Source organism: Photobacterium chitinilyticum (assembly GCF_004104355.1).
In the GTDB taxonomy this organism is placed as follows: domain Bacteria; phylum Pseudomonadota; class Gammaproteobacteria; order Enterobacterales; family Vibrionaceae; genus Photobacterium; species Photobacterium chitinilyticum.
Genome location: NZ_RJLM01000002.1, coordinates 316,294 through 337,602, shown reverse-complemented (window position 1 = coordinate 337,602; position 21,309 = coordinate 316,294). Strand labels below are relative to the sequence as shown.

16 protein-coding genes and 1 pseudogene are annotated in these 21,309 nt (G+C 45.7%); 11 read left to right on the top strand and 6 right to left on the bottom strand.

Annotated elements, in window-relative coordinates; genetic code table 11:
- Window positions 1-3: 3 nt before the first annotated feature.
- A complete protein-coding gene (locus EDI28_RS07630; RefSeq protein ID WP_164918496.1) occupies window positions 4-1,278 on the bottom strand; it encodes an ABC transporter substrate-binding protein in 1,275 nt (424 codons plus the stop codon).
- Between the two features lie 342 nt (window positions 1,279-1,620).
- On the opposite strand from EDI28_RS07630, the gene EDI28_RS07625 reads away from it, so the two are divergent.
- The 4 genes from EDI28_RS07625 to EDI28_RS07610 all read left to right on the top strand — a co-directional run bounded on the left by EDI28_RS07625 (window position 1,621) and on the right by EDI28_RS07610 (window position 7,152).
- Entirely contained in the window at window positions 1,621-3,015 is a 1,395-nt protein-coding gene (locus EDI28_RS07625) for an MFS transporter (RefSeq protein WP_128783253.1), read from the top strand.
- A 67-nt stretch (window positions 3,016-3,082) separates the two neighbouring features.
- Window positions 3,083-4,543 (top strand): pyruvate kinase, encoded by a 1,461-nt coding sequence (gene pyk / locus EDI28_RS07620; RefSeq protein WP_128783252.1) that lies wholly within the window; start codon window positions 3,083-3,085, stop codon window positions 4,541-4,543.
- A 375-nt stretch (window positions 4,544-4,918) separates the two neighbouring features.
- Entirely contained in the window at window positions 4,919-6,592 is a 1,674-nt protein-coding gene (locus EDI28_RS07615) for an amidohydrolase (RefSeq protein ID WP_128783251.1), read from the top strand.
- Between the two features lie 50 nt (window positions 6,593-6,642).
- A complete protein-coding gene (locus EDI28_RS07610; protein ID WP_233353308.1) occupies window positions 6,643-7,152 on the top strand; it encodes a hypothetical protein in 510 nt (169 codons plus the stop codon).
- A 1-nt stretch (window position 7,153) separates the two neighbouring features.
- On the opposite strand, the gene EDI28_RS07605 is transcribed toward EDI28_RS07610, so the two are convergent.
- From EDI28_RS07605 to EDI28_RS27285, 4 genes and pseudogenes are all read right to left on the bottom strand, one after another.
- Window positions 7,154-8,071 (bottom strand): LysR family transcriptional regulator, encoded by a 918-nt coding sequence (locus tag EDI28_RS07605; protein ID WP_128783250.1) that lies wholly within the window; start codon window positions 8,069-8,071, stop codon window positions 7,154-7,156.
- A gap of 484 nt (window positions 8,072-8,555) precedes the next feature.
- Window positions 8,556-8,870, bottom strand: coding sequence for a heavy metal-binding domain-containing protein (locus EDI28_RS07600; RefSeq protein WP_128783249.1), 315 nt, complete (start codon window positions 8,868-8,870; stop codon window positions 8,556-8,558).
- Window positions 8,871-8,939: 69 nt separating this feature from the next.
- The gene (locus tag EDI28_RS07595) at window positions 8,940-9,923 is read right to left on the bottom strand and encodes a Gfo/Idh/MocA family protein (RefSeq protein ID WP_128783248.1); all 984 of its coding nucleotides are present in this window, start codon (window positions 9,921-9,923) and stop codon (window positions 8,940-8,942) included.
- A 48-nt stretch (window positions 9,924-9,971) separates the two neighbouring features.
- Window positions 9,972-10,079, bottom strand: a pseudogene (locus tag EDI28_RS27285) (dienelactone hydrolase family protein); the annotation flags it as partial.
- Window positions 10,080-10,253: 174 nt separating this feature from the next.
- Between EDI28_RS27285 and EDI28_RS07585 the strand changes: the two are divergent.
- The 4 genes from EDI28_RS07585 (at window position 10,254) to EDI28_RS07570 (ending at window position 14,336) form a co-directional block, all read left to right on the top strand.
- Window positions 10,254-11,225: a glycosyl transferase family protein gene (locus EDI28_RS07585; RefSeq protein WP_128783247.1), complete on the top strand. Its 972-nt coding sequence runs from the start codon at window positions 10,254-10,256 to the stop codon at window positions 11,223-11,225.
- Window positions 11,226-11,409: 184 nt separating this feature from the next.
- Window positions 11,410-12,138 carry a beta-ketoacyl synthase chain length factor gene (locus EDI28_RS07580; RefSeq protein ID WP_128783246.1) on the top strand — a complete coding sequence of 243 codons (729 nt, stop codon included), beginning with the start codon at window positions 11,410-11,412 and terminating at the stop codon, window positions 12,136-12,138.
- Window positions 12,139-12,279: 141 nt separating this feature from the next.
- Window positions 12,280-12,540: a phosphopantetheine-binding protein gene (locus tag EDI28_RS07575; RefSeq protein ID WP_128783245.1), complete on the top strand. Its 261-nt coding sequence runs from the start codon at window positions 12,280-12,282 to the stop codon at window positions 12,538-12,540.
- A gap of 248 nt (window positions 12,541-12,788) precedes the next feature.
- Window positions 12,789-14,336, top strand: a complete 1,548-nt coding sequence (locus EDI28_RS07570; protein WP_128783244.1) for an HAL/PAL/TAL family ammonia-lyase — start codon at window positions 12,789-12,791, stop codon at window positions 14,334-14,336.
- An 81-nt stretch (window positions 14,337-14,417) separates the two neighbouring features.
- On the opposite strand, the gene EDI28_RS07565 is transcribed toward EDI28_RS07570, so the two are convergent.
- Window positions 14,418-16,451 carry a methyl-accepting chemotaxis protein gene (locus EDI28_RS07565; RefSeq protein ID WP_128783243.1) on the bottom strand — a complete coding sequence of 678 codons (2,034 nt, stop codon included), beginning with the start codon at window positions 16,449-16,451 and terminating at the stop codon, window positions 14,418-14,420.
- A gap of 692 nt (window positions 16,452-17,143) precedes the next feature.
- Between EDI28_RS07565 and EDI28_RS07560 the strand changes: the two genes are divergently transcribed.
- The 3 genes from EDI28_RS07560 (at window position 17,144) to EDI28_RS07550 (ending at window position 21,248) form a co-directional block, all read left to right on the top strand.
- The gene (locus tag EDI28_RS07560) at window positions 17,144-18,058 is read left to right on the top strand and encodes a homocysteine S-methyltransferase family protein (protein WP_128783242.1); all 915 of its coding nucleotides are present in this window, start codon (window positions 17,144-17,146) and stop codon (window positions 18,056-18,058) included.
- Complete coding sequence (locus EDI28_RS07555; protein ID WP_128783241.1) at window positions 18,045-19,589, top strand: BCCT family transporter; 1,545 nt, start codon at window positions 18,045-18,047, stop codon at window positions 19,587-19,589. Before EDI28_RS07560 ends, EDI28_RS07555 begins: the two co-directional genes overlap by 14 nt.
- A gap of 354 nt (window positions 19,590-19,943) precedes the next feature.
- On the top strand, window positions 19,944-21,248 hold the full coding sequence (locus tag EDI28_RS07550) for a helix-turn-helix transcriptional regulator (protein WP_164918495.1): 1,305 nt from the start codon (window positions 19,944-19,946) through the stop codon (window positions 21,246-21,248).
- The last annotated feature ends 61 nt before the right edge of the window (window positions 21,249-21,309 follow it).

The following is a 21,309-nucleotide window of genomic DNA, read 5'->3' as shown; positions in this document are numbered from 1 at the left end:
GGCTTACTCTTGCTCTTGATGAATTTGACTCGTCAGCAAATTTGCTTGTTGTAGGTTATTTCTTAAGGTTTCTTTCCATTGCTGGATTTCCTTTGCCATAATGGGGTCCCTTCCTCGCTTCGCATTATCGTTGTTGAATAATACTAGGTACTCTTCTGATATTGATTGTTCAGCGGTAACGGGAACTTGTGATGCATATTGTTTTGCACGTACGAGCTTTTTTAGCGCTTCTGATGATAAATTCACTTGAGATTCAAGCTGATGAATGGATTCCCATGTAGTGTTCAGCTGATGTAACTGTTCAGTAATAGCCTGATCAAACAGGAATGAAATTAACTTATCTCTGCTGTGAACAAGCTGTTTATTTAATATAAAAGATGTTGTTTCAGCTAATTTGGGTTGAGAAAGTGAAAACTTAGCGATAGATGTTTTTTCTAATAGCTGTTGTCCTGACTTAGAGCGTAGAAAATCTACGAATTTTATAGCGTCATTTATATGCTGGCTGTTCTTCGCAATGCCTATATATGTCGGCATCAAGATTGAGCTAGTTAGATACTTAAAACCAACATAGTCAAAGACTTTGATACTATTAATAGCATAACTGTCGATAACCGGGCCAGCACCAATTAAACCACGAGAAACGGCTTCACTGACACCAAAACTTCGTGAAGAAATAAAGGCGATATTGCCGCCTATTTTCATTAATAATCGCCAGCCTTCTTCCCAGCCATAATGCTGAAGAATATTTTCTACCATTAAGTTGGTGGTACCGGAGCGAGAGGGCGTGCTCATGGTGATATGCTGAAAAAATTGCGCGTTGGTAAGATCTTCCCATGTTTCAGGTATCGGCAAGCCATGGCTTGTTAAGTATTGTTCATTCGATATTAGACCAAAGCCAGAATAGCCGAATGCCGTAACTTTTCCGGAGATATCTAAAATATGCGGTGCTAACCAGCTTGGAACGCTATATGGGGGTGAGAATGTATGCAGCTTTTTGTTGTTAGCGAGGTGATGAAACAACACGGGAGAAGATGAGATAACGATATCAATATTCTGATAATCATCTTTCTCTAATAAACGTAACATAGAGCGAGTGCGTCTAAAAATGATTCTAATGTCAGCACCAGGATAAAACTCATGATATTTATCAACAATTTGAGAAATAGTGTGCTCAGAGAATGTTGTTAAAATAACAATGGGTTTGCTTTCAGCTGCGAGACACCTTACAGATGTTAATAAAAATATTAATAACACAATCAATTTTTTTTTGCTTTTCATGATAACCATCGTTACTGCTCGTGATGCATATGCCTGTAGAAAACACAAAAGCAGCATGTTTTGTGCACTCTATCAAAAAAATAGAAATAAACGGTAAACATTCAAAAATCTATTTGAACCACTTTGGGAACATTTCATTTATTCTCTGAATCATTATTACCGAGAGATATAATTATCTCCAACTCAGATGTCCCTTTTTTGTCCCAAGTGAATTTAAATTTGTGACAAATCGCTCCCAAAATGCCTCTCTTGCTGGTTTTTTTTAACGTCATATTATTCACCGCAAGCACTTTAGCTTAATAGCAATGCTCATAAAAACCCTTTTTATGCATGGAGATTAATATGTTTAATTTTTTTAAAACCAGACCGGATAAACCGGTTATGGCAGGAAGCCCGGAAAAAATTCAGTCCATTTATAAACGTCACCAATGGTCTGTTTTTCTCGGCCTGGTGTTTGGTTATGCCGTATTCTACGTAGTGCGCATGAGCTTAGGTGTCGTGAAAAAACCAATGCTGGATGCAGATATCGTCACCAAAGCAGAGTTGGGAATTATGGGCTCGGCTTTCTTCTTTACTTACGCGATCGGTAAGTTCTCGAATGGCTTCTTGTCAGATTACGCCAATATCGGACGGTTTATGTCCTTTTCGCTGTTTCTGTCAGGCCTAACTGCTATCAGTCTGGGGATGAACACCACCGCATTTTTCTTTGTCCTTTTATGGGGGTTAAATGGTTGGTTCCAGTCAGTAGGATCAGCCCCCTCATGTGTATCTATTTTTCAATGGTTTTCGCCGAAACAACGTGGTAGCCGTTATTCAATTTGGGGCGGATCACGTAACATCGGTGAGGGGATTACCTGGATCCTGACTGCAACGATGGTGAGCTATTTTGGCTGGCGTGCGGGCTTTATTGGTGCTGGTATTGCAGCTGTTATTGCTGCGCTATGCATGTTCTTTGTTCTGCGTGACCGTCCACAAACTTATGGTCTGCCTGATTCTGCCACTGCTTTTGGTGAAGAGCCTGATATTAAAAAAGCGAATGATCCGAAAGAAACACGCCGTGCCCAGCTCTTTATTTTAAAACAGCCGACTGTGTGGTTAATAGCACTGGCGTGTGCGGCGATGTACTCCTCACGTTATGCAATATCTTCTTGGGCAGTTTTATACCTTCAAGAAGTAAAAGGCTACAGCCTGATTGATGCTGGCTTCGCAATGTCCGCGTATCCTATTGCCGGCCTTGCTGGTGCGATTTTATCCGGCATTATTTCCGATAAAATCTTTAACTCTAATCGCCATATTCCAACACTGCTATACGGTATTGCAAATATCACGGGGATGCTTCTGTTGTTCTTTGGCCCACAAAGCCGAATGATGGATGCTGTGGCACTGTCTTTAATCGGTTATGCCATTGGTGGTCTGGTTGTATTCCTTGCGGGTCTGACCGCATGCGATCTGATGCCTAAAAATGCAGTGGGAGCAGTAAAAGGTTTCATTGGCTTATTCTCATATATGGCAGCGTCAGCACAGGAACTGATTTCATCTCAATTAATCACAATTACTGAGATTGTTAATGATGCAGGAGAAGTTGTAAAAGTGTATGACTTCGGCAATGCACAATATTTCTGGTTAAGTACAGCAGTGCTTTCTGTGTTCTTGGCTTTGACCGTGTGGAATGCGAAGAAAGTAACAGACATTGATACTCCGTCTTCAATCGATAACGAGCTAATTTTGGAGAAGTAAAAGGCTATTTAGCAGTAGCGATACGATGTCGCTACTGCTTTCTTTCATCATATTCCTAGGTAATACCATGTGCAAAACTAAAATTGTCGCCACTTTAGGCCCTGCAAGTAATAACCCTCAAATTATCGAAAAACTGATTCTGGCTGGTGTTAACGTTGTCCGTTTAAACTTCTCTCATGGCTCGTCTGAAGAGCATATTGCACGCGCTGAACTAGTGCGTTCAATCGCTTTACGGCTGGATCGCCATGTTGGCGTTTTGGTTGATTTACAAGGGCCTAAAATTCGCATCGCAGCTTTCCTCAATGGTCAAGTGAAGCTCGAAAAAGGGCAGCTATTTACGCTTGATGCAAATATGGCATTAGATGCGGGAACAGAACAGGCGGTCGGGTTAGATTTTCCGCAGCTAGTGAGCGATATACAAGTGGGTGATACGCTGCTATTGGATGATGGCCGTATACGTCTAAAAGTTAAGAATATTGATGGCATGAAGGTGCTGACGAAGGTGTTGAACTCAGGCATGTTGTCAAACCGAAAAGGCATCAATTTATTAGGTGGTGGTTTGTCTGCGCCAGCACTGACTGAGAAAGATAAGCAAGATATCATTACTGCGGCTGAGCTTGATGCTGACTTTGTTGCTGTGTCGTTCCCGCGTAATTCAGCGGAGTTGAATGAAGCGCGAGATCTGGTGCAGGCGGCAGGATGTTCTGCGGCGATTGTAGCCAAAGTTGAACGTGCTGAAGTGGTTGCGTCAGTGAAGGCTATGGATGACGTTATTCTCGCTTCTGATGTGATTATGGTTGCACGGGGCGATTTGGGCGTTGAAATAGGGGACGCTAATCTGCCTTTGGTTCAGAAACGATTAATAGAACGCTCCCGTTATCATGGTCGCCCAGTGATCACTGCAACGCAAATGATGGAGTCTATGATCGAAAACCCAATGCCGACGCGCGCGGAAGTCTCAGATGTCGCGAATGCGGTCCTTGAAGGTACTGATGCACTGATGCTTTCAGCTGAATCAGCTGCGGGGAAGTTTCCGGTTGAAGCGGTTGCCTATATGGCCAACATTGCTTGTGGGGCTGAAGGGCGAGTGAATGAGGCGGGTGAGAGCTGGAAAAACTTAATTAACTTATGTTCTGAGCCACGCAAAAGCATGGCATTGGCTGCGATGTTATCTGCATCAAGTTCAAAACAGAACTTAGGCGTAGCTATTCTTACCGAGCAAGGTGATACCCCTCGTCTGATGTCCCGCTTCCAGGGCAAACAAAATATCTGGGCTTTATCTCATGAGCCTCGTGTATTGCGTCAATTGGCAATATTACGCGGTGTGATACCTGTTCGCTTTGATCATCAAGGGATGTCAGGGCACGCTTTGGCGGAAAAAGTAAAAGCGCATTTATTTCATGCAGATATGCTGAATAATGTTGATTCACTGATCCTCACCCAGCTCGAATCACTGGAAAATTCTGGAGATACCGATATTTGCCGTTTTATCAAACTACCGAATATGTTCGAGCAATCAGCAGCTTAAGTCTGTTTTGCTTCCCCCTCCCCCATATTTTTGATGTTGTTTTCAATACTGATGATACTTCGAGCTCCACCGAAGTGATTCCGCTTGGTTGCTCTCACTGAATTTTCCGCTCGCTAAGCTTTATCTCGAATAGGCTGCGAGCGTTTTTTAGTTTGGTCGTATACTTGGGCTTGTTAAGTTATTGTCATCAATCGTTCATTCGTCGCCAAGCAGTTAGGTATTACTAATGATGGTAATTCTAAGTTTTTAGGTTATCCCAGTATTCTTATACTCACTATTTTTCTTTTGTTTTTATGTTGCAGTAGTCTTTCTTCATCGCAACATACTAACACTCCCTATACTCACAATGATTGTGGGGCATGAAAGGAATGAATAATGAACCGAATTTACCCTTTGACACTAATAGCGAGCCTAATCATGAGTTCGAATGCGCTGGCTGTCGAACAAGCCGACATGATTTTAACGAACGCAAAAATCTACGGTCATGACAATGCCGATGCAATTGCCATTCACGATGGCCATATTGTGTTTGTAGGTAAAGCGGCAGAAGCAGATACATATCGTAACAAAAATACCGAACTTATCGACCTTGAACAAGCCTATGTTATGCCGGGTTTTATTGATAATCATAACCATGTATTTGAGGCGGCTTCAGAAGCCGGCAGCAATTGTGAACTCGATATGGATGCGTCGCTTGAAGGACAAATTCCCTATTTAAAAGCATGCAGTAGAAAAACTAAGTCGGATAGCTGGCTAATGGGCTATGGTTTTTCTTTGGATGCAATTATGAGTGAAGATAATCGCTACACACCACTTGAAGTAATTGACCGCATTTTCCCGAAACGACCAGTCGTGTTCATGGAGCAAACCTCACATTCTATGTGGGTCAACTCCGCAGCGCTTAAATTAGCAGGTATCACCAAAGACTCTCCCGAACCGCAAGGTGGTAAGATCCTCAAAGACGAAAAAACTGGTGAGCTGAACGGTATTTTGTTTGATAACGCAGGCGATCTCATCATGGAGATGGCATGGAATAGCTTGGAAAACAAGTTCGAGAAAAGCTACGAAGGCTTAATTGCTGGTCTTGAAGAATCCGCCGCGCATGGCATAACAACCATTGGTGATGGCCGACTTTATTGGAAACGCGGCTGGTATGACGTATGGCAGCAAGCAGAGAAAGACGGTAATTTAACCGCCCGAGTTTCACTGCGACCGTGGATTTACCCGACTGACTCAATGGCACCGCAGTTAGCATTTTTAAAGAAAGTACAATCGAGCGATAAGTCGCGTTTGTTATTGCTAGACCAGGTAAAAATGTATAGCGATGGCATCATTATTAATGGCACAGCGAAAACGTTAGCACCGTATTTAGATACTTATATTCCAGATGAGCCTTTCGGCATCAATTACATTCCGCCACATAAAATGAAATCCTGGCTGGATACATTGAACAAGATTGGCTATAGCGCTCATATCCATGCGATTGGTGATGGAGCCGTTCGCGAATCATTAAATGCTATTGAGCATGTTCGCAGCCAAGGTTCGAAAAAACCTTATACGCTAACGCACGTGGAATTGGTGGACTTAAAAGACGTCCCTCGTTTCGCAGAACTGGATGCGACAGCCGATTTCCAAGTGGGGTCTGATTATGTCGTACATCATGATCATGAGTGGGCAGAACCCTTTTTAGGGGCTAAGCGAACCCACGCATTGATGAATCCAAGAGCCATTTTTGATACAGGTGCTAATGTTACGTTAAGTAGTGATTGGAACGTTAATGACATCAATCCATTAGTTGGAATCGCGAATAGTTTGAAAATGGGTGAAACAGGCTTGCCAGACGTGCAATCCGCGATAGATTCCTACACGATCAATGCTGCTGATAGTTTAGGGATTAGCGACATTACGGGTTCGATAACCGTTGGGAAATCGGCCGACTTTGCCATTCTCGAAAAAGACATTACCCGTTTATCAGCCGATGATATAGCAGACACGGAAATCTTAATGACAGTGCTACAAGGTGATATCGTCTTCGACGCAGAAGAATAAAACAATAGGTGCAGGGCTTGCTCTGCACCGTCTTTTTTATGGAGGTCAGTGTGCAACAAAAGCGTTTTTATATTGAGGTGGCAGTAAGACAGCTGGTTCTGCTGATATTCATTGTGCCCATATTGTTTAGTTGCACTTTTGATAGTATGCGTAAGATGGATCAAGGCAATCAGTCTGCAATATTAGCGGTGATAGGGCTCTTGATGGCCGCGGGTATTATTGGTGTTTTTGAGGCTACCTATCAGAAAACACAGCTTACCTACCAACTTCAACGTACGCTTGCCCACCTAACTAAACTGCTACTGTTTACTGGTATCTCTGAACTTATCATCTTGGCAATCGCCGCAATTGGAATTACTACAACAGTATGGGATGACCCGCTACTTTGGGCAATCCTTCCAATTTACGCATCTTTGTACGTATACGATTGGTGGGATGCACTAATTGCCGCTTCTGTTTCTACTCCAGAGCTTAAATCAAAATATAATCTTCAGGTCGAGTCAGAACCCCTGCCTAAATCTGAAATACAATCCCAACGTGAAATTAAGTCCGAAAATTAGCTTAAGATACAGGCTTGTCTGCGAGTTGGTGGTTAATTTTGAAGGCCTCTACTATTTGACTACCATCTTGAGACAGCGTTAATCCATTGCGCCAACACAGCTCAATTCTTCGGTCGATGCCAGCAGGTTCAAAATCACAGTTCAGGGCGCTCAATTGGTCATTTTCGATATAGGTGTTAACACATTCTGCGGGCAAAAACGCAAAGCCTTTATTGCGTTTCAACATCGCGACAAGTGGTTGAATATCTGAGAAAATACCGTAGTTAGGGCTGAACCCATCGCTGTTATCATCTTTATGTTGCTTACTGCTATTGCTATTGCTATTCGTTTCACCCCAAATTAACTCACGGTATTGGCTTAAATCACTGGTGGTTACCAGAGGTAATGTCGCGAGAGGATGGTTTGGGCTGCATACCAACACTTCTTTATAATGACCTAAACGGCAATACTCAAAATGCTGGTGATGAAGGGTGTCGGATTCATGAATAATGATGATATCGACATTGCCTTCGTTCAAGTCTTGCGTCAGTTGGTGCTTTTCCTCGCGATACACTTCCACACTTAAATGGGGTAAATCCAACGTCAATGCGAGTGGCTGTGTGAAGACGAGGTCGGGAATATAGTTTTCAATCCCAATAGTCACTACGGTTGATTCACCATGCGCGATCATTTCGGCACTTTGAACAAACTTATCGAGTTGGATCATGGTGTGCGTGAGGTAAGGCAGTAAACGTTCCCCCTCTTTACTTAATGTCGTTTTATTACCAGTTCGGTCAAAAAAGTTAACGCCAAGATCGATTTCCAGATCAGAGATCCATTGGCTAACCTGAGGTTGTTTTTTTCCTAACTTACGGGCAGCAGCAGATATTGAACCTGCTTCGGCGGCCAACAAGAGTGCTTTCAAGTGTAATGAGTTCATAGGCTTAGACTAATTCAAATACGCACTAAATTATGGTTCATTCTCGATAATATCAGTGAATGGCACTATACGTTCTTATCTTGAATTAATCACGTCAGGCGAATGTATTCAAACTTAAATTGAGATCCTGACATTAGTTCACATATGGCAAATTATTATAAACAGCATACGAGTGAGTATAAGCACTAACAAGATGTGTGGGCTCCACTCTCCTGAGATAAGCTTAACCAAAGGTGTTCCAGTTAAGTAAAGAGGCCATGATCATGTTGAAATCTAATATTATCGGAATTGATTTAGCTAAAAATACTCTACAAGTCTGTCATATCAGTAAACATGGTGAACTGTTTTTGTTGGTGATGGTTTGCGAAAATTTCTGATATACATAAAAGTGTCCTAAATCCGTTTAGCTAATTGTTGTAAACAAACAACTAAAATCAGTTTAGGACGCTTTATGCTTTCAGCGACACAACAGACCTGATATCACTTAACGCAGCTTTACCGCGGTACCATAAACTAGAATTTCAGACGCGCCCTGCATAATCGCACTGGTAGTAAAACGCATATTCACAATCGCATCGGCTCCCATGGCCTCGGCTTCGGCGATCGCTCGGCTCAATGCCTGCTCGCGGGCTTCGGTGAGCATTTCGGTATAACCGCGGATCTCACCGCCGAAAATCGTCTTGAAGCCCGCCATAATGTCGCGACCGACATGCTTGGACTGAACGACATTCCCGGTGACAGTCCCGAGCACTTCCTTGATAGTTTGATTGGCAATATCAGGCGTTGTTACACACAACATAGATCCATTCCTCATAATAAAAACAGTGTTTGAATTTTTGACTGACAACAAGCAGAAAGGTTCAGCACCTCAACCGCCTAGGATTCGTTCCATTACCCAGCTAGTGTGTGCAGCAGTATCGCCGGTTGATGGATGACTGATCTGTTTCCGCAAGTGTTTGTTGATTGCTGCTACGTGATATTGCTGGATATGTTTGGGGTTGTCGATAAACCGGCTCTGTTCACCGTCTTCGTTGACAAGATGCACAGGGGCCTCGTCAAAGACAGAAAAAACCAGCTTACCCTGACTACCGATGATCTCGACCCGGTCTTCCCGTTTTGCCGATCCAAAGTTCCAGCTCCCGGAACCCGTGATACCATTTTGATGCAACCAACACCCAGTAACAGCATCACTGGCGGTATACAGCCCTTGCTGATTAGCGCGGAAACCCGATGCCTGCTTAATATCACCCAGTAGATAAATCAACAGATCAAGCCCGTGGCTGGCAAGATCATCGAAATAACCTCCCGTCGCAATGGCTGCATCCGTGCGCCAGTTATAGTCCCCGGATAAATCGAGAGGGTTGGCGGGTTTGCTCAAATGCCAGCTGACATGACGTACATCCCCGATTTTTCCGGCATCCAACCATGCCTTCACTTGCTGAAAACGCGGCAGAGAACGACGGTAATAAGCAACAAACAAGGGAAGCTGCTGTTGCTCAAAGGCAGCAACAATCGCTTTGCATTCTTCATGGCTCGGTGCCAACGGCTTTTCGATACAGCACGGCTTGCCTGCCGAGGCAACTTTCAAGGCGTAGTGCTTATGGCTGTCAGGCGGCGTGGCAATATAGACCGCATCAACCTCATCATCGCCAATCAATTGATCGGCGTCTGTATAGTACTTATTGACACCATGGCGCTCGGCATAATCCCGGGCCTTTTCCTCATCCCGCCGCATAACAGCAACGAGTTCAAAGCCCTCGTTTTGCTGATAGGCCGGGCCACTTTTTACCTCAGTCACGTTGCCGCAACCGATGATCCCCCAGCGTATCGTCTTCTCTTGGCACTTGTTCATCTTACGCTCCTTCTCTGAAATAAAGCATGAAGAACAAACACCAATAAATCAATCAATTACTACATCAAGATAGGCCAAAAATCGCTGCCATGATTTGTAGTCTGCCACTTCGCGGTAATTATCCGATCCATAGACTGTGAACGCATGAGGCGCACCACCATCAGCCTATCCTAAATTCAACACAGTTCTATCAGTATAGATTATTGGCCACTCTTGTTCGGATTCTCCGCAGCCGGTGTCCCTGCTCCCTTACCGCGGGCAGAACTTACTGATATCACATCAAATCCTGCATATACTATTATTCGAATAACTCAAAAATCAGGGATTGAAATGCCAGCCTTTTCAGAATTTATTAAACATGTCGGTCGAGGTGAGAAGGGCCGCCGGCCGCTAACCCAAGATGAAGCACGCGAAGCACTATCTATGTATATTGACGGTAAGGCAGAATTGCTCCAGCTAGCCGTTCTGCTAATGCTGCAACGTGTTCGCTGCGAGACTGGTGAAGAAGCCGCCGGATATATCCAGGCTTTACGTGACCATGTGGGTGACGAGTGGCAAGATCTCGATATCGATCTCGACTGGCCGTGCTTTGCAGGCAAACGACGTCAGCCACCCTGGCTACTGCTGGCAGCTAAACTACTGGCGCAAAATGGTATTCGCGTTCTGCTACATGGTCATGCTGCTGTCGACGCCGTCAAATACCAAATTGAGTCTGCCTGCCCGGCTCTGGGGATCCGACAGGCAGAAACTCCCGAGCAGACCAAAATCATCCTCGCCCACGACAACATCTGCTATATACCACTTTCAGCCTACTGCGAGCCTTTGGTCGATCTGCTGGCACTGCGCAGCAAAGTGGGCCTGCGTACCCCGCTCAATACCGTCGCCCGCGGTCTCAACCCGTCTGCAGCGCCATTTGCAATCCATGGCATTTTCCACCAGGGCTACGAAAAACTTCATGCCCAAGCCGCTGCCCTGGTAGGCGATGCCAATATGGTCGCCTTCAAAGGCGAAGGCGGCGAGAGCGAACGCAGTCCGCGCACTGCCTGCCGCATAGCTGGAGTCTCAAGCGGACAAATTTATAATGAGGAATGGCCGACATTTCTTGAGGGCGCTTCAGGTAAGCACGGGGAGATCAGTGGTAACTACCTCCAGCAAGTCTGGAGTGGCGAGATCGACAACAACTACGGTATCCATGCTGTCGTTTCGACTATGGCTATCGTGCTGAAAATGATGCAGGTTTGCCCCGATCAACAATCGGCACTCATACAGGCGCAGCAGTGGTGGGATACCCGCCACCAATAAATTTCCTTTCTGTCATCCGTCCTACCTTGTACAGGAGTGGGGCGGACTCACTTTATGCCAATCAAAATACCGAGCAAAATATCAAACAAAAAGTGAAGTGACTCAAAATATAGCAAGCACTACAGGGATTCACGCCCAACCATATGCAATTATGACCATAAACTTGTAATCAACGGCTATTGTCATGAACTCCATTTCTTTTAAACTAAATAACTGGGTTGCTTTGTCTCCCGGCCTGACTGATATCGATAGTTGGAAAACGTGGGCCGAACTCGAGATGACCTGGCCGGAAAATCCACAGGCAATTCCGGCCAATCTGATCCCGCCGATGATGCGAAGACGCACCAGTAGCCTGAGCAAGCTCGCTCTGCAAACCGCTCTAACTCTTACCGAAGGCAAGGACATAGACTACATTGTTTTTGCCAGTCGTCATGGTGAGCTCACGCGATCCATTCCTTTAATCGAGAAAACTCTGCAAGGTGAAGACGTCTCGCCAACGATTTTCTCTCAGTCAGTCCATAACACGGCTGCCGGGCTATTTACTATTGCCGCCAAACGCCCTGTTCCAGCAGTCTCATTGGCATCTGGCCCAAATACGCTCCATAGCGCGTTAATTGAAGCAGCCGCTTATCTTGGTGAATGTCCTCATCATCAAGTGCTCGTCGTTGACTTTGACGAGCCACTCCCCGAGCCTTTCCGCGATTTCGATCATGGTCAGTACCAGGGCTATGCGCTTGGAATGCTACTCACCGGAGGAGATGAGTATCAGCTTCAGTGGGAACCACATACCAATCCGGTACAGCCTTCCGTTCCCAATTCGCTGCATGTGATTCGCCAGCTAGTCAGTGATGCAACCAGCTGGACAATCGCATCCGGCTCGCAATGTTGGCACTGGCAACGTTCTGGCGCATGAACAACCATTCACAAGAAATGACTATCAACATTGTTAATTGGCTCGAATTTATTACGGCTGACAGTTCTGAACTTAAGTCGTTATGGCACAATAAACATATAAAACAAGTTGAATTAATAACTAATTAGGAAATAAATGGCTATGGAACAATTACACACGGAATTGAAAACACTCATCATCAATTCATTAAATCTTGAAGATCTTAGCGTAGACGACATCGGTAGCAATGATTCGCTGTTCAATGACGGGCTGGGATTGGACTCTATCGATGCACTGGAACTCGGCCTCGCGATTAAAAAGCGCTACAGCATTACCATTGATGCCGATGATACCGATGCACGTCGACACTTCGCTTCGGTAGCCAGCCTCGCCGACTTTATCTCAACAACTCAAGCTGCTTGATAGTTTTACCCAGAGAATACCGATAAGGTCGTCACTAAGCCTGTCGGTATTCCTCATCGTTATTCTTTACTTTCCCAAATGTCCTCCAAAACATCCTGTTGATTACTCCAACAATGTAACTTCTACGTGACAAGACTCGAAAAACAATCCTCCGACAATACGCAATCAAGCACATATTATATACGATAGGCGAACCGTTAATATCGCTATAAGCGCTTAATATTCTGACACTTAAGTGGGAATTCAACATGACAGTACATACTCCAGGTTCTATCCTTTTTGGAGCCGATCGCCTGACTATCGAAGATGTCATCGACATTGCAAATGGGGCATCGGCGGCATTAAACAGCTCGCCGGAATTCACGAGCAAAATTGACCGGGGAGCGGCTTTTCTTGAGCGCTTACTGAAGGAAGAAGGGGTGATTTACGGTGTAACGACAGGTTACGGGGATTCCTGTACTGTGGCGATTCCTCCCGAGCTAGTCGACGAGCTACCACTCCACTTAACCCGCTTCCATGGCTGCGGCTTAGGTGAACACCTTAATCATCAGCAGACCCGTGCAGTACTGGCCACCCGGCTCTGCTCACTGTCACAAGGTGTCTCGGGGGTCAGCAGAGAATTGCTGAACCAAATTGTTACCTTGGTCAATCATGATATTTCGCCGCGGATCCCGCAGGAAGGCTCGGTAGGTGCCAGTGGCGATCTGACTCCCTTGTCCTATCTCGCTGCCGCACTGATTGGCGAACGCGAAGTTCTCTATAAAGGAGAAGTCCGACCGACAACAGAAGTGTATGCCGAGCTCGATCTTAGCCCTATCAAGCTAAAGCCCAAAGAAGGGCTGGCATTAATGAACGGCACATCGGTCATGACGGCATTGGCCTGCCTGGCTTATAAACGTGCTGAATATTTGGCCCAACTCGCCACTCGGATCACCTCGATGGTATCCGTTGGCATTCAAGGCAATGACTTCCACTTTGACGAAGCACTGTTTAATGTCAAACCCCACCCGGGGCAACAGCAAATTGCCAGCTGGGTTCGTGCCGACTTGCAAGCCGCAAAGCCGCCACGAAACAGCGACCGAATACAGGACCGTTATTCACTGCGCTGTGCCCCTCACGTGATAGGTGCTTTGCAAGACAGCCTGCCGTGGTTGCGGCAACTGATTGAGAACGAGCTCAACAGTGCCAACGACAATCCAATTATCGATGGTGATAACGAGAGGATCTTGCACGGCGGACATTTCTACGGCGGCCATATTGCCATGGCAATGGATACACTCAAAACAGCCACTGCCAATATTGCCGACTTGCTGGATCGCCAAATGGCCCAGTTGATGGACTACAAATTCAATAACGGCCTGCCATTCAACCTCACTGGTGCAACCGGTAGCCGCAAGCCCATTAACCACGGACTCAAAGCTGTTCAAATCGGGATTTCAGCATGGACAGCCGAAGCACTCAAACACACAATGCCAGCCAGCGTCTTCTCACGCTCGACCGAGTGTCACAACCAGGACAAAGTCAGTATGGGGACCATTGCCTCCCGTGATTGCCTGCGTGTGCTCGAACTCACGGAACAAGTGGCTTCCGCTTCTTTGTTAGCTGCCACACAGGCGCTGGAGCTTCGCAAGCAACAGGGAGAGCTGGATGAAAACCAGCTCAGTCCTGCGCTACAGGCTATGAAGAGCTCGGTACTGAAAGACTTCGAAGTCGTTAGCGAAGACCGCCCGCTAGAAAACGACCTTCGCTTGTTCATCACCAAGATCCAGCAACAAGCTTGGAAAATGTACGACTAGCCGTTACTCACTTTCAGTACATAGAAAAACACCGGGCAGTAAGCCCGGTGTTCGTTGTTTGAAACTGGTCTTTATTCGTCATCATTGATGAATCAGCATACTCATACCAGCTCCAGCCCCACTAATCGTAAACTTATTGACCTCATCCACCAGCTCGGTCATTCGCAGCTTCACCAGCTCCATTTCATTTTGAATATCAAAAATCGTCTTCTTGGTATTGCTCGCCATTTCCAGCAGCTCATCGACATCGGTATCGACACTTTTCGCCGTTTGGGATTGCTCATTTGACGCCGTGGCAATGCTGGCATTGAACTCGGCAATCTCATTCACCGTCACAATCAGGTTTTCAACCAGTGACTTGGTATCAGACACCACTTGCTGAGTCTCGTAGCTGGCTTCACGGCTTTGCTGCATATTGTCGAAAGAATCCTTGGCATTTTGACCGATACCGCTAAGCAACTGACGAATATCTTCTGTCGACTGCTTGCTGCGCTGGGCCAGCGTACGGACCTCGTCGGCGACAACCGCAAAACCTCGCCCCTGCTCGCCAGCACGTGCAGCCTCGATAGCCGCATTCAATGCCAATAAGTTGGTCTGTTCAGAAATCGCATTAATAGTGTCGAGGATCTCCGATACATTGCCCATTTGTTTTTCCAGTGTTTCGATACAATCGAAAGTCTGGTTTACACTCTCAAGCAGCGTCGTTGTCGAAGAGAATGACTGCTCGCTATGTTTATGGCACGATTCAGCATTATTTTTCACCGAGTCTGTTCCGCGCTGGGCATCCACGGTAATATCGGCAACCTGTTCACTGGTCTGGGCCATTTCTGTCATCGCGGTGGCAATATTGTCGCAGCGTAAATGAGTCTGCTCACTGGCATCACGGGCCTGGTTGACAAGATTCACCATTGCGACCATTTCTTTCTCGGTCTGACTAGCTACCTGTAACGCCTTATTCAAGGTATCACCAAGGCTAACCGCCAAGTGGTCAAAGTGCTGGGCAATCTCGCCAAATTCATCTCGGCTACCATCCGAAAGACGGATAGTCAGATCTTTATTCGAAGCCATCTGATCAAGCTGGGTCGTAAAACTCTCAACCCGACGACGCACGTTATTCACTATCTGGACTGTCAGTAAGATCAACGGCAGTACAATCAGGAGTGTCACGGCGATATACACCATGCGCATCATGCTGGCGTCAGCTCGATCCTCAATCGCTTTGTTAGTGATGATAACGGCTAAATTATCACGTACCTCTTTCACCATCCCGATACGTTCTGTCGCCAACCCAAACCAAGCCGAGGCTTCAGGGCCGTTTACTTCTGACAAATTACCTTTCTGAGCCAGAAATTGCTGCTGGATAGCCATCACCTGCTGCCACGTTGGCTGGCGCATGATGGCCTGAAGTTGTTTAAGCGGCTCATCAGTTAACAGCATTTCCGCCTGCCTTAGTGCATAGCGCTCCGCTTTAATATAGGTAGAAATCTGCGCATACCGATCGAGTGTCGCACGCTTGCCGGCAAATACGCCATTAAGCGCCCCTCTTGCCATCCCGGCCTGCTCTTTGATCACTAGCAATGAAAGCAACCCCTGTAGCTCCTGCTTAAGCTCACGGTTGCTGACAAGAGACATGACAATAGCCAAATTATCCAGTGACAGCCGGTTCACATTCGAATAATAAGCAAAGGGTGAATCAACCAAGTTCCGGCTATCGACCTGAGAGCGAATATTTTGTCGCTGATCCAGTTCTGCTTTGACTTCACTCAGCAAAGTCGTAACCACTGCGGGATCCAAACTTTCAGGTTGGAAAGCCAATAAGTTATTGTAGGCAACGTCTGCAGCATGTCGCTGTTTTTGCAGCTTATCACTCTGCTTGCTTTGGCCTTTTGCCGCGATCACACCAGCCGTCAGACCTCGTTCGACGGCAAACTGATGCGCGACATTATCATAAAGGTTAAACAGCTCTACCGTTTCTTGAGAAAGCTCGGCATAAGCTAGCTGATCATTGGCATCTTTTATCTGTATGCCAATAAATACCAAAAGCAAAGTTGTTGGAATAATAAAGACGGTAAATAGCGTCGTTCGAATATTCAGAGCACGGGTAGGGTTAAACATACTGCAACCTTAACGTTATAATTATTTTCATTTCTAATACAAAATAGCAAAGGCAACAGGTATGCCAAAATACTGCTTGCGCATATTATAGAGATTTATGACCCAGCTCAAATCATACTTACCCAGAAGTGCAACGCCTTTCAAGCCAACCTTGCAAACCACTTATAAAACAGCCCATTAGATGCAAACTATATGCATATTCAAGCTTGTATGGTACATACTTTATCAACTCCAATGAGTATGCAAGCCAAGTCAGTGCTCTGTATCTAGGATACCAGTGTTAAGACCAAGATAAATCAATGTTAAAACGCCCTGTGTGGATTTTATATAAACAACGGATACCGACACCGCACAACTATACTGTGCTGCCAGCAACTAGGTTGATTATATTTAGCTCCGTTTTAAACGCCGAATAAACAATCAACACGCTGCGACATTTACCATAAAGTTACCCACTGTTTTTGTGGATAAACTTATTTAACCCATTAAAAACATAAACTTATCAATTGCAATGCTAATTGTAGGATTTTTAGACCATTAAGGATATTGACGTACTGACCTGTATACGACTTTTCGGCAAAACTTATCGACTTGAATTTTCCTCATGCTCTCTTTGAGTACATTTCAATTTTGTCTTGATCACACTATATGTTTAATAGCAGCTATAAATTAAGTTGTATAGAAACTCTATTATGAAGAAGTTATCCATTCTCGATGGTGGAATGGGCCGCGAGCTTAAACGCATTGGCGCACCATTTTCACAACCCCTATGGAGCGCACAGGCGCTTATTGAATCGCCCGATCATATTCGTAAAGCCCATCAGAATTTTATTGATTCTGGCGCTGAAATTATCATCGCCAACAGCTATGCCTGCGTCCCCTTTCATCTTGGCGATGAGCTATATAGAACAGACGGCGCTCTGCTGGCTCGTCGGGCTGCTATTATCGCTCAGTCTGTTGCACAAGATGAACACACTAACCGTAATAACCCTGTTCATGTCGCCGGCGCAATGCCGCCAGCTTTCGGTAGCTATCGCCCAGATCTATTTAAGGCTGATGAAGCAAAAAAAATCTTCACTGTACTTTTTGATGCGCAGGAGCCCCATGTTGACCTGTGGATTGCTGAAACAATTTCTAGCCTGCAGGAGTTTGAGGTAATCCATTCTGTATTGAAAAACTCTAGCAAAGACAGGTACTACTCCTTCTCCCTGCAAGATGACACCGAGAATGATGCGACGTTGAGATCGGGACAGCCCGTCAGCATTGCGACTGCACTGGTATGCTTTGCCGGCGGCAAAGGTATTTTATTTAACTGTTCCGTTCCCGAAGTGATGGAGCAGGCTATCAAGGATGCAAAGGCGGTAATAGAGCAATATGGTGTCGATGTTGAAATTGGTGTCTATGCCAACAACTTCACGCCGATTCAACCTGACCATCAGGCCAACGACACATTGCAATCCATGCGCGAGCTCTCGCCTGAAGATTATCTGGTGTTCGCCAAGCGTTGGTACGAACTTGGCGCCACCATTATAGGCGGATGCTGTGGAATCGGCCCTGACCATATTCAGGCTATCGCTGAATGGAGAGATACGCTTGAAGAATCTTAATTATGGCCTGGCTCTGCCAGCAATCGTACTTGTACTTGCCTTGCTCGTTATCTCCTCTACCTACCCAGAGCAATCGCAGGCGATGGCAAATGGGGCAATGGCTTTTGTGACCACATGGTTCGGCTGGATAGTTGAACTTGGCAGCCTGGCACTGGTTGGCTTTTTATTCTGGCTGGCATTCTCTCGATATGGGGACATCCAGCTCGGAGAGGAAAAGCCTGAATACAGTAATTTTTCATATGGCGGCATGATTTTTACTGCAGGGGTCGGGGCATCCCTTATCTACTGGGGTATTGGTGAGCCCATGTATTACTTACAGTCCCCTCCTCTTTTTGCAGAGCCAAACAGCTATTCTGCCGCCGCATGGAGTGTTACCTACTCAATATTCCATTGGGGGATCACCGGCTGGGCTATTTACTGCTTCCCGGCGATTCCTTTTGCCTACGCATTCTATGTACAGAAGAAGCGTACCCTGAAACTATCCACGCTGTGCGCTTCAATCGTCGGCGAGCACCCTATCGTCGCAAAGACCATCGACCTCCTAGCGATCTTTGGAACACTGGCGGCTTTCGCCAGCTCACTGGCACTGACTGTTACCTTGCTTAGCGCAGGGGCATCTGAGTTGCTGGGTATTGAAAATGGGTTACTGTTGCAAGGCAGTATTATCCTGCTGTTTGTAATTGCCCTGCTTTGCGTAATGCTGGTCGGGTTTAATCAGGGGATCAGCAAAGTATCCGATTACACCGTCACGATTGCCATCGGGTTTGCTTTATTTGTTCTGTTCTCCTCAAATTCCCAGTTTATCCTTAATAATTTCACCGACTCAATCGGGGTAATGCTGGATAACTTCTTCAGAATGTCGCTATGGACTGATCCGGTACAGCAAAGCGGTTTCCCTCAGGGCTGGACCCAGTATTATTGGTTCTGGTATTACGCCTACCTAATTATGATGGGATTGTTCATTACTCGGATCTCCAGAGGAAGAACCATTCGGGAAGTTATCTTGTATGCGATTTCTATGGGCTCTCTTGGCTGCACATTCTTTATCTCTATTTTTGGCGGCTATGCCGTATGGGCTCAGTTAATCGGCGGCTTCCCTGTTCAAGAATGGATGACCGATGGCGGTTTAACCTTTGCCGTGGTATCCCTAATAAAAACATTACCCGCAAAATCCGCTATTCTGGCCCTATTTTTGGTTATCCAGTTCTTCTTAATGCTCACTACCATGTCGAGCGCAAGCGTCGCGACAGCAATGCTAACGACTAACGAACTGGCTTTGAATGGCGACCCTGATAACAAGGTTAGGCTACTGTGGGCCGGAGCCATCGCGCTCATCAGCTTCAGTGTGTTTCTGTGTGGCGGGGGCATTAATACGATTAAATCATTGTGTGTAGTCGCTGGCATGCCAATGATGTTTATCTATGCCATATTAGTCAGACATCTATTGCTGGAACTTGGCGCGGTAAAATCACCGTCAAACCAATCAGAGGCACCTGAGCTGCAGGAAGCGACGTTTATCCAAAACCTCTAGTAGCATTAATGGTATATCTTGAGCCCCGATACTTTTATTCTCGGGGCTCACGTTGAGACAAAGCCTTACTTGCAATAGCACTCTAAATTTATCTCCTTTGACATAGGGAAATATTGAAACAAAATCATGCGCCACAGGAACGGTTTCGCTAAAATACGCGCATGTAATCCTGACCAGGGAAAAATCGTGGGTTCCAAAAAAACTTTCTCCGTAATGTTTTCTCAAGCCGTAGGCAGTTCCTATTTTCGCATTGGGCATGATCATTGGTACATTGAGGAATTACTATCCCTGCAACACCTCTTGCTGTTAACTGCCCCGACAATCAAAGAAGGGTTACTTTGGTGGAGCAAATCTGTGTCATTGTACGATCGCACAATCTATGTTGAACCCGCATCTCGCTATGACGGCCTATCGCTACATTTTAAATCACGAACAAATACTGAATTGCCTTTGTGGGTACATTACCTGACCCAAGATTTACTCGAGCACGTTTCTTCATTTACTAACTTAACGCATACTTGGATGCAAACCCCTGGCCAACGCAACTCTTTAATTCGCAACGAATACGGAGAGTCGCTACAAATGCATTTTGACCATCAAGAGATTCAGGTAAGTGCAACCCCTGACCCCAAGTTATTTTCTCTCGCCAAGCAGTTTTTTTTACTGCTTCAGCACGTCCGTATTGAGAAAGAAGATCTGGTCTGCCGATTGAAAAAACGTATCCATGATGACATCCGTTCACCTTTACGTTTATCCGACTTAGCCGTTCATCTCGGCTTATCACCCAGAACACTGCAGCGGCGCCTGCAAGAAAAACAGATCAACTTCACCACATTGGTTGATGGCGAGAAAAAATCCATCGCTTTACGCCTGCTTGCCGATACACAAATTAGCGTTTCCAACATCGCAAACCAGCTCGGTTATGATGACCCTTCGAACTTCCACCGCGCATTTCGAAAATGGTATCCATTTTCGCCCCAAATGTACCGTGAGCAATGCCGAACCAACCGAGTCATCCAGCGAAAAAATCCCATCCGGTTGCACTATGCGACAGCCGTGATCGAATCGAGTACAGGCAAACAAGGCCAAAGTAGCCGAGTCTGGATTGAAGTTGACAACATCGCATTTGAAAAAAAAGTGGCGGTAGAATGTGAAGACAGAGATGGTGTCTGGCGTCGATACCCGGCCTTTTTTGATTACTTTCTGGCTGACGGCATAGAACTTTGGTCAACGGCAAATCTACCTGTCGCCCATCCATTGCGTTTTCGCTTATGTTACGAAGTCGACGGCAATCAATTCATCGATGATAACCTTCAACGCAACTTTCTTGTCGACGAGCCGATTTTGCTAGGCCATCCTATTATTGTCGTCCCAGCCCTTGTCGTTGTGCCCGAAATGAACGGTTTCCGTGTTGTTATACAGCTAGCATGCCGTCTGCCAGATATTGAAATCATCCGTTGTCATATTGATACTCACGAAAACAACCATTGGGCAATGACAAAAACGGCCCAAAACCGTCACTTTTCATCATGGTCTCTATCTACGTTTCTAGCCGAATCCCCTCAGAAATGCCATTTTGAATTAATTTCACAGCAAGGCGAACATCTACGGTGTGATAATTATCAACAAGGCTATCTATTCAGCTCACCACTGTCATAGCCAACATAAATGATAACAAGCTCAAATTTATCGTCAGATGACACGCCACAACCAATAACTT

Bases quoted from the DNA above. Each gene is read 5' to 3' on its own strand.
- EDI28_RS07630 (WP_164918496.1), bottom strand. From the start codon at position 1,278: ATGAAAAGCAAAAAAAAATTGATTGTGTTATTAATATTTTTATTAACA.
- EDI28_RS07580 (WP_128783246.1), top strand. From the start codon at position 11,410: ATGAACTCCATTTCTTTTAAACTAAATAACTGGGTTGCTTTGTCTCCC.
- EDI28_RS07625 (WP_128783253.1), top strand. From the start codon at position 1,621: ATGTTTAATTTTTTTAAAACCAGACCGGATAAACCGGTTATGGCAGGA.
- EDI28_RS07595 (WP_128783248.1), bottom strand. From the start codon at position 9,923: ATGAACAAGTGCCAAGAGAAGACGATACGCTGGGGGATCATCGGTTGC.
- EDI28_RS07560 (WP_128783242.1), top strand. From the start codon at position 17,144: ATGAAGAAGTTATCCATTCTCGATGGTGGAATGGGCCGCGAGCTTAAA.
- EDI28_RS07605 (WP_128783250.1), bottom strand. From the start codon at position 8,071: ATGAACTCATTACACTTGAAAGCACTCTTGTTGGCCGCCGAAGCAGGT.
- EDI28_RS07600 (WP_128783249.1), bottom strand. From the start codon at position 8,870: ATGTTGTGTGTAACAACGCCTGATATTGCCAATCAAACTATCAAGGAA.
- EDI28_RS07615 (WP_128783251.1), top strand. From the start codon at position 4,919: ATGAACCGAATTTACCCTTTGACACTAATAGCGAGCCTAATCATGAGT.
- pyk (WP_128783252.1), top strand. From the start codon at position 3,083: ATGTGCAAAACTAAAATTGTCGCCACTTTAGGCCCTGCAAGTAATAAC.
- EDI28_RS07575 (WP_128783245.1), top strand. From the start codon at position 12,280: ATGGAACAATTACACACGGAATTGAAAACACTCATCATCAATTCATTA.
- EDI28_RS07570 (WP_128783244.1), top strand. From the start codon at position 12,789: ATGACAGTACATACTCCAGGTTCTATCCTTTTTGGAGCCGATCGCCTG.
- EDI28_RS07565 (WP_128783243.1), bottom strand. From the start codon at position 16,451: ATGTTTAACCCTACCCGTGCTCTGAATATTCGAACGACGCTATTTACC.
- EDI28_RS07585 (WP_128783247.1), top strand. From the start codon at position 10,254: ATGCCAGCCTTTTCAGAATTTATTAAACATGTCGGTCGAGGTGAGAAG.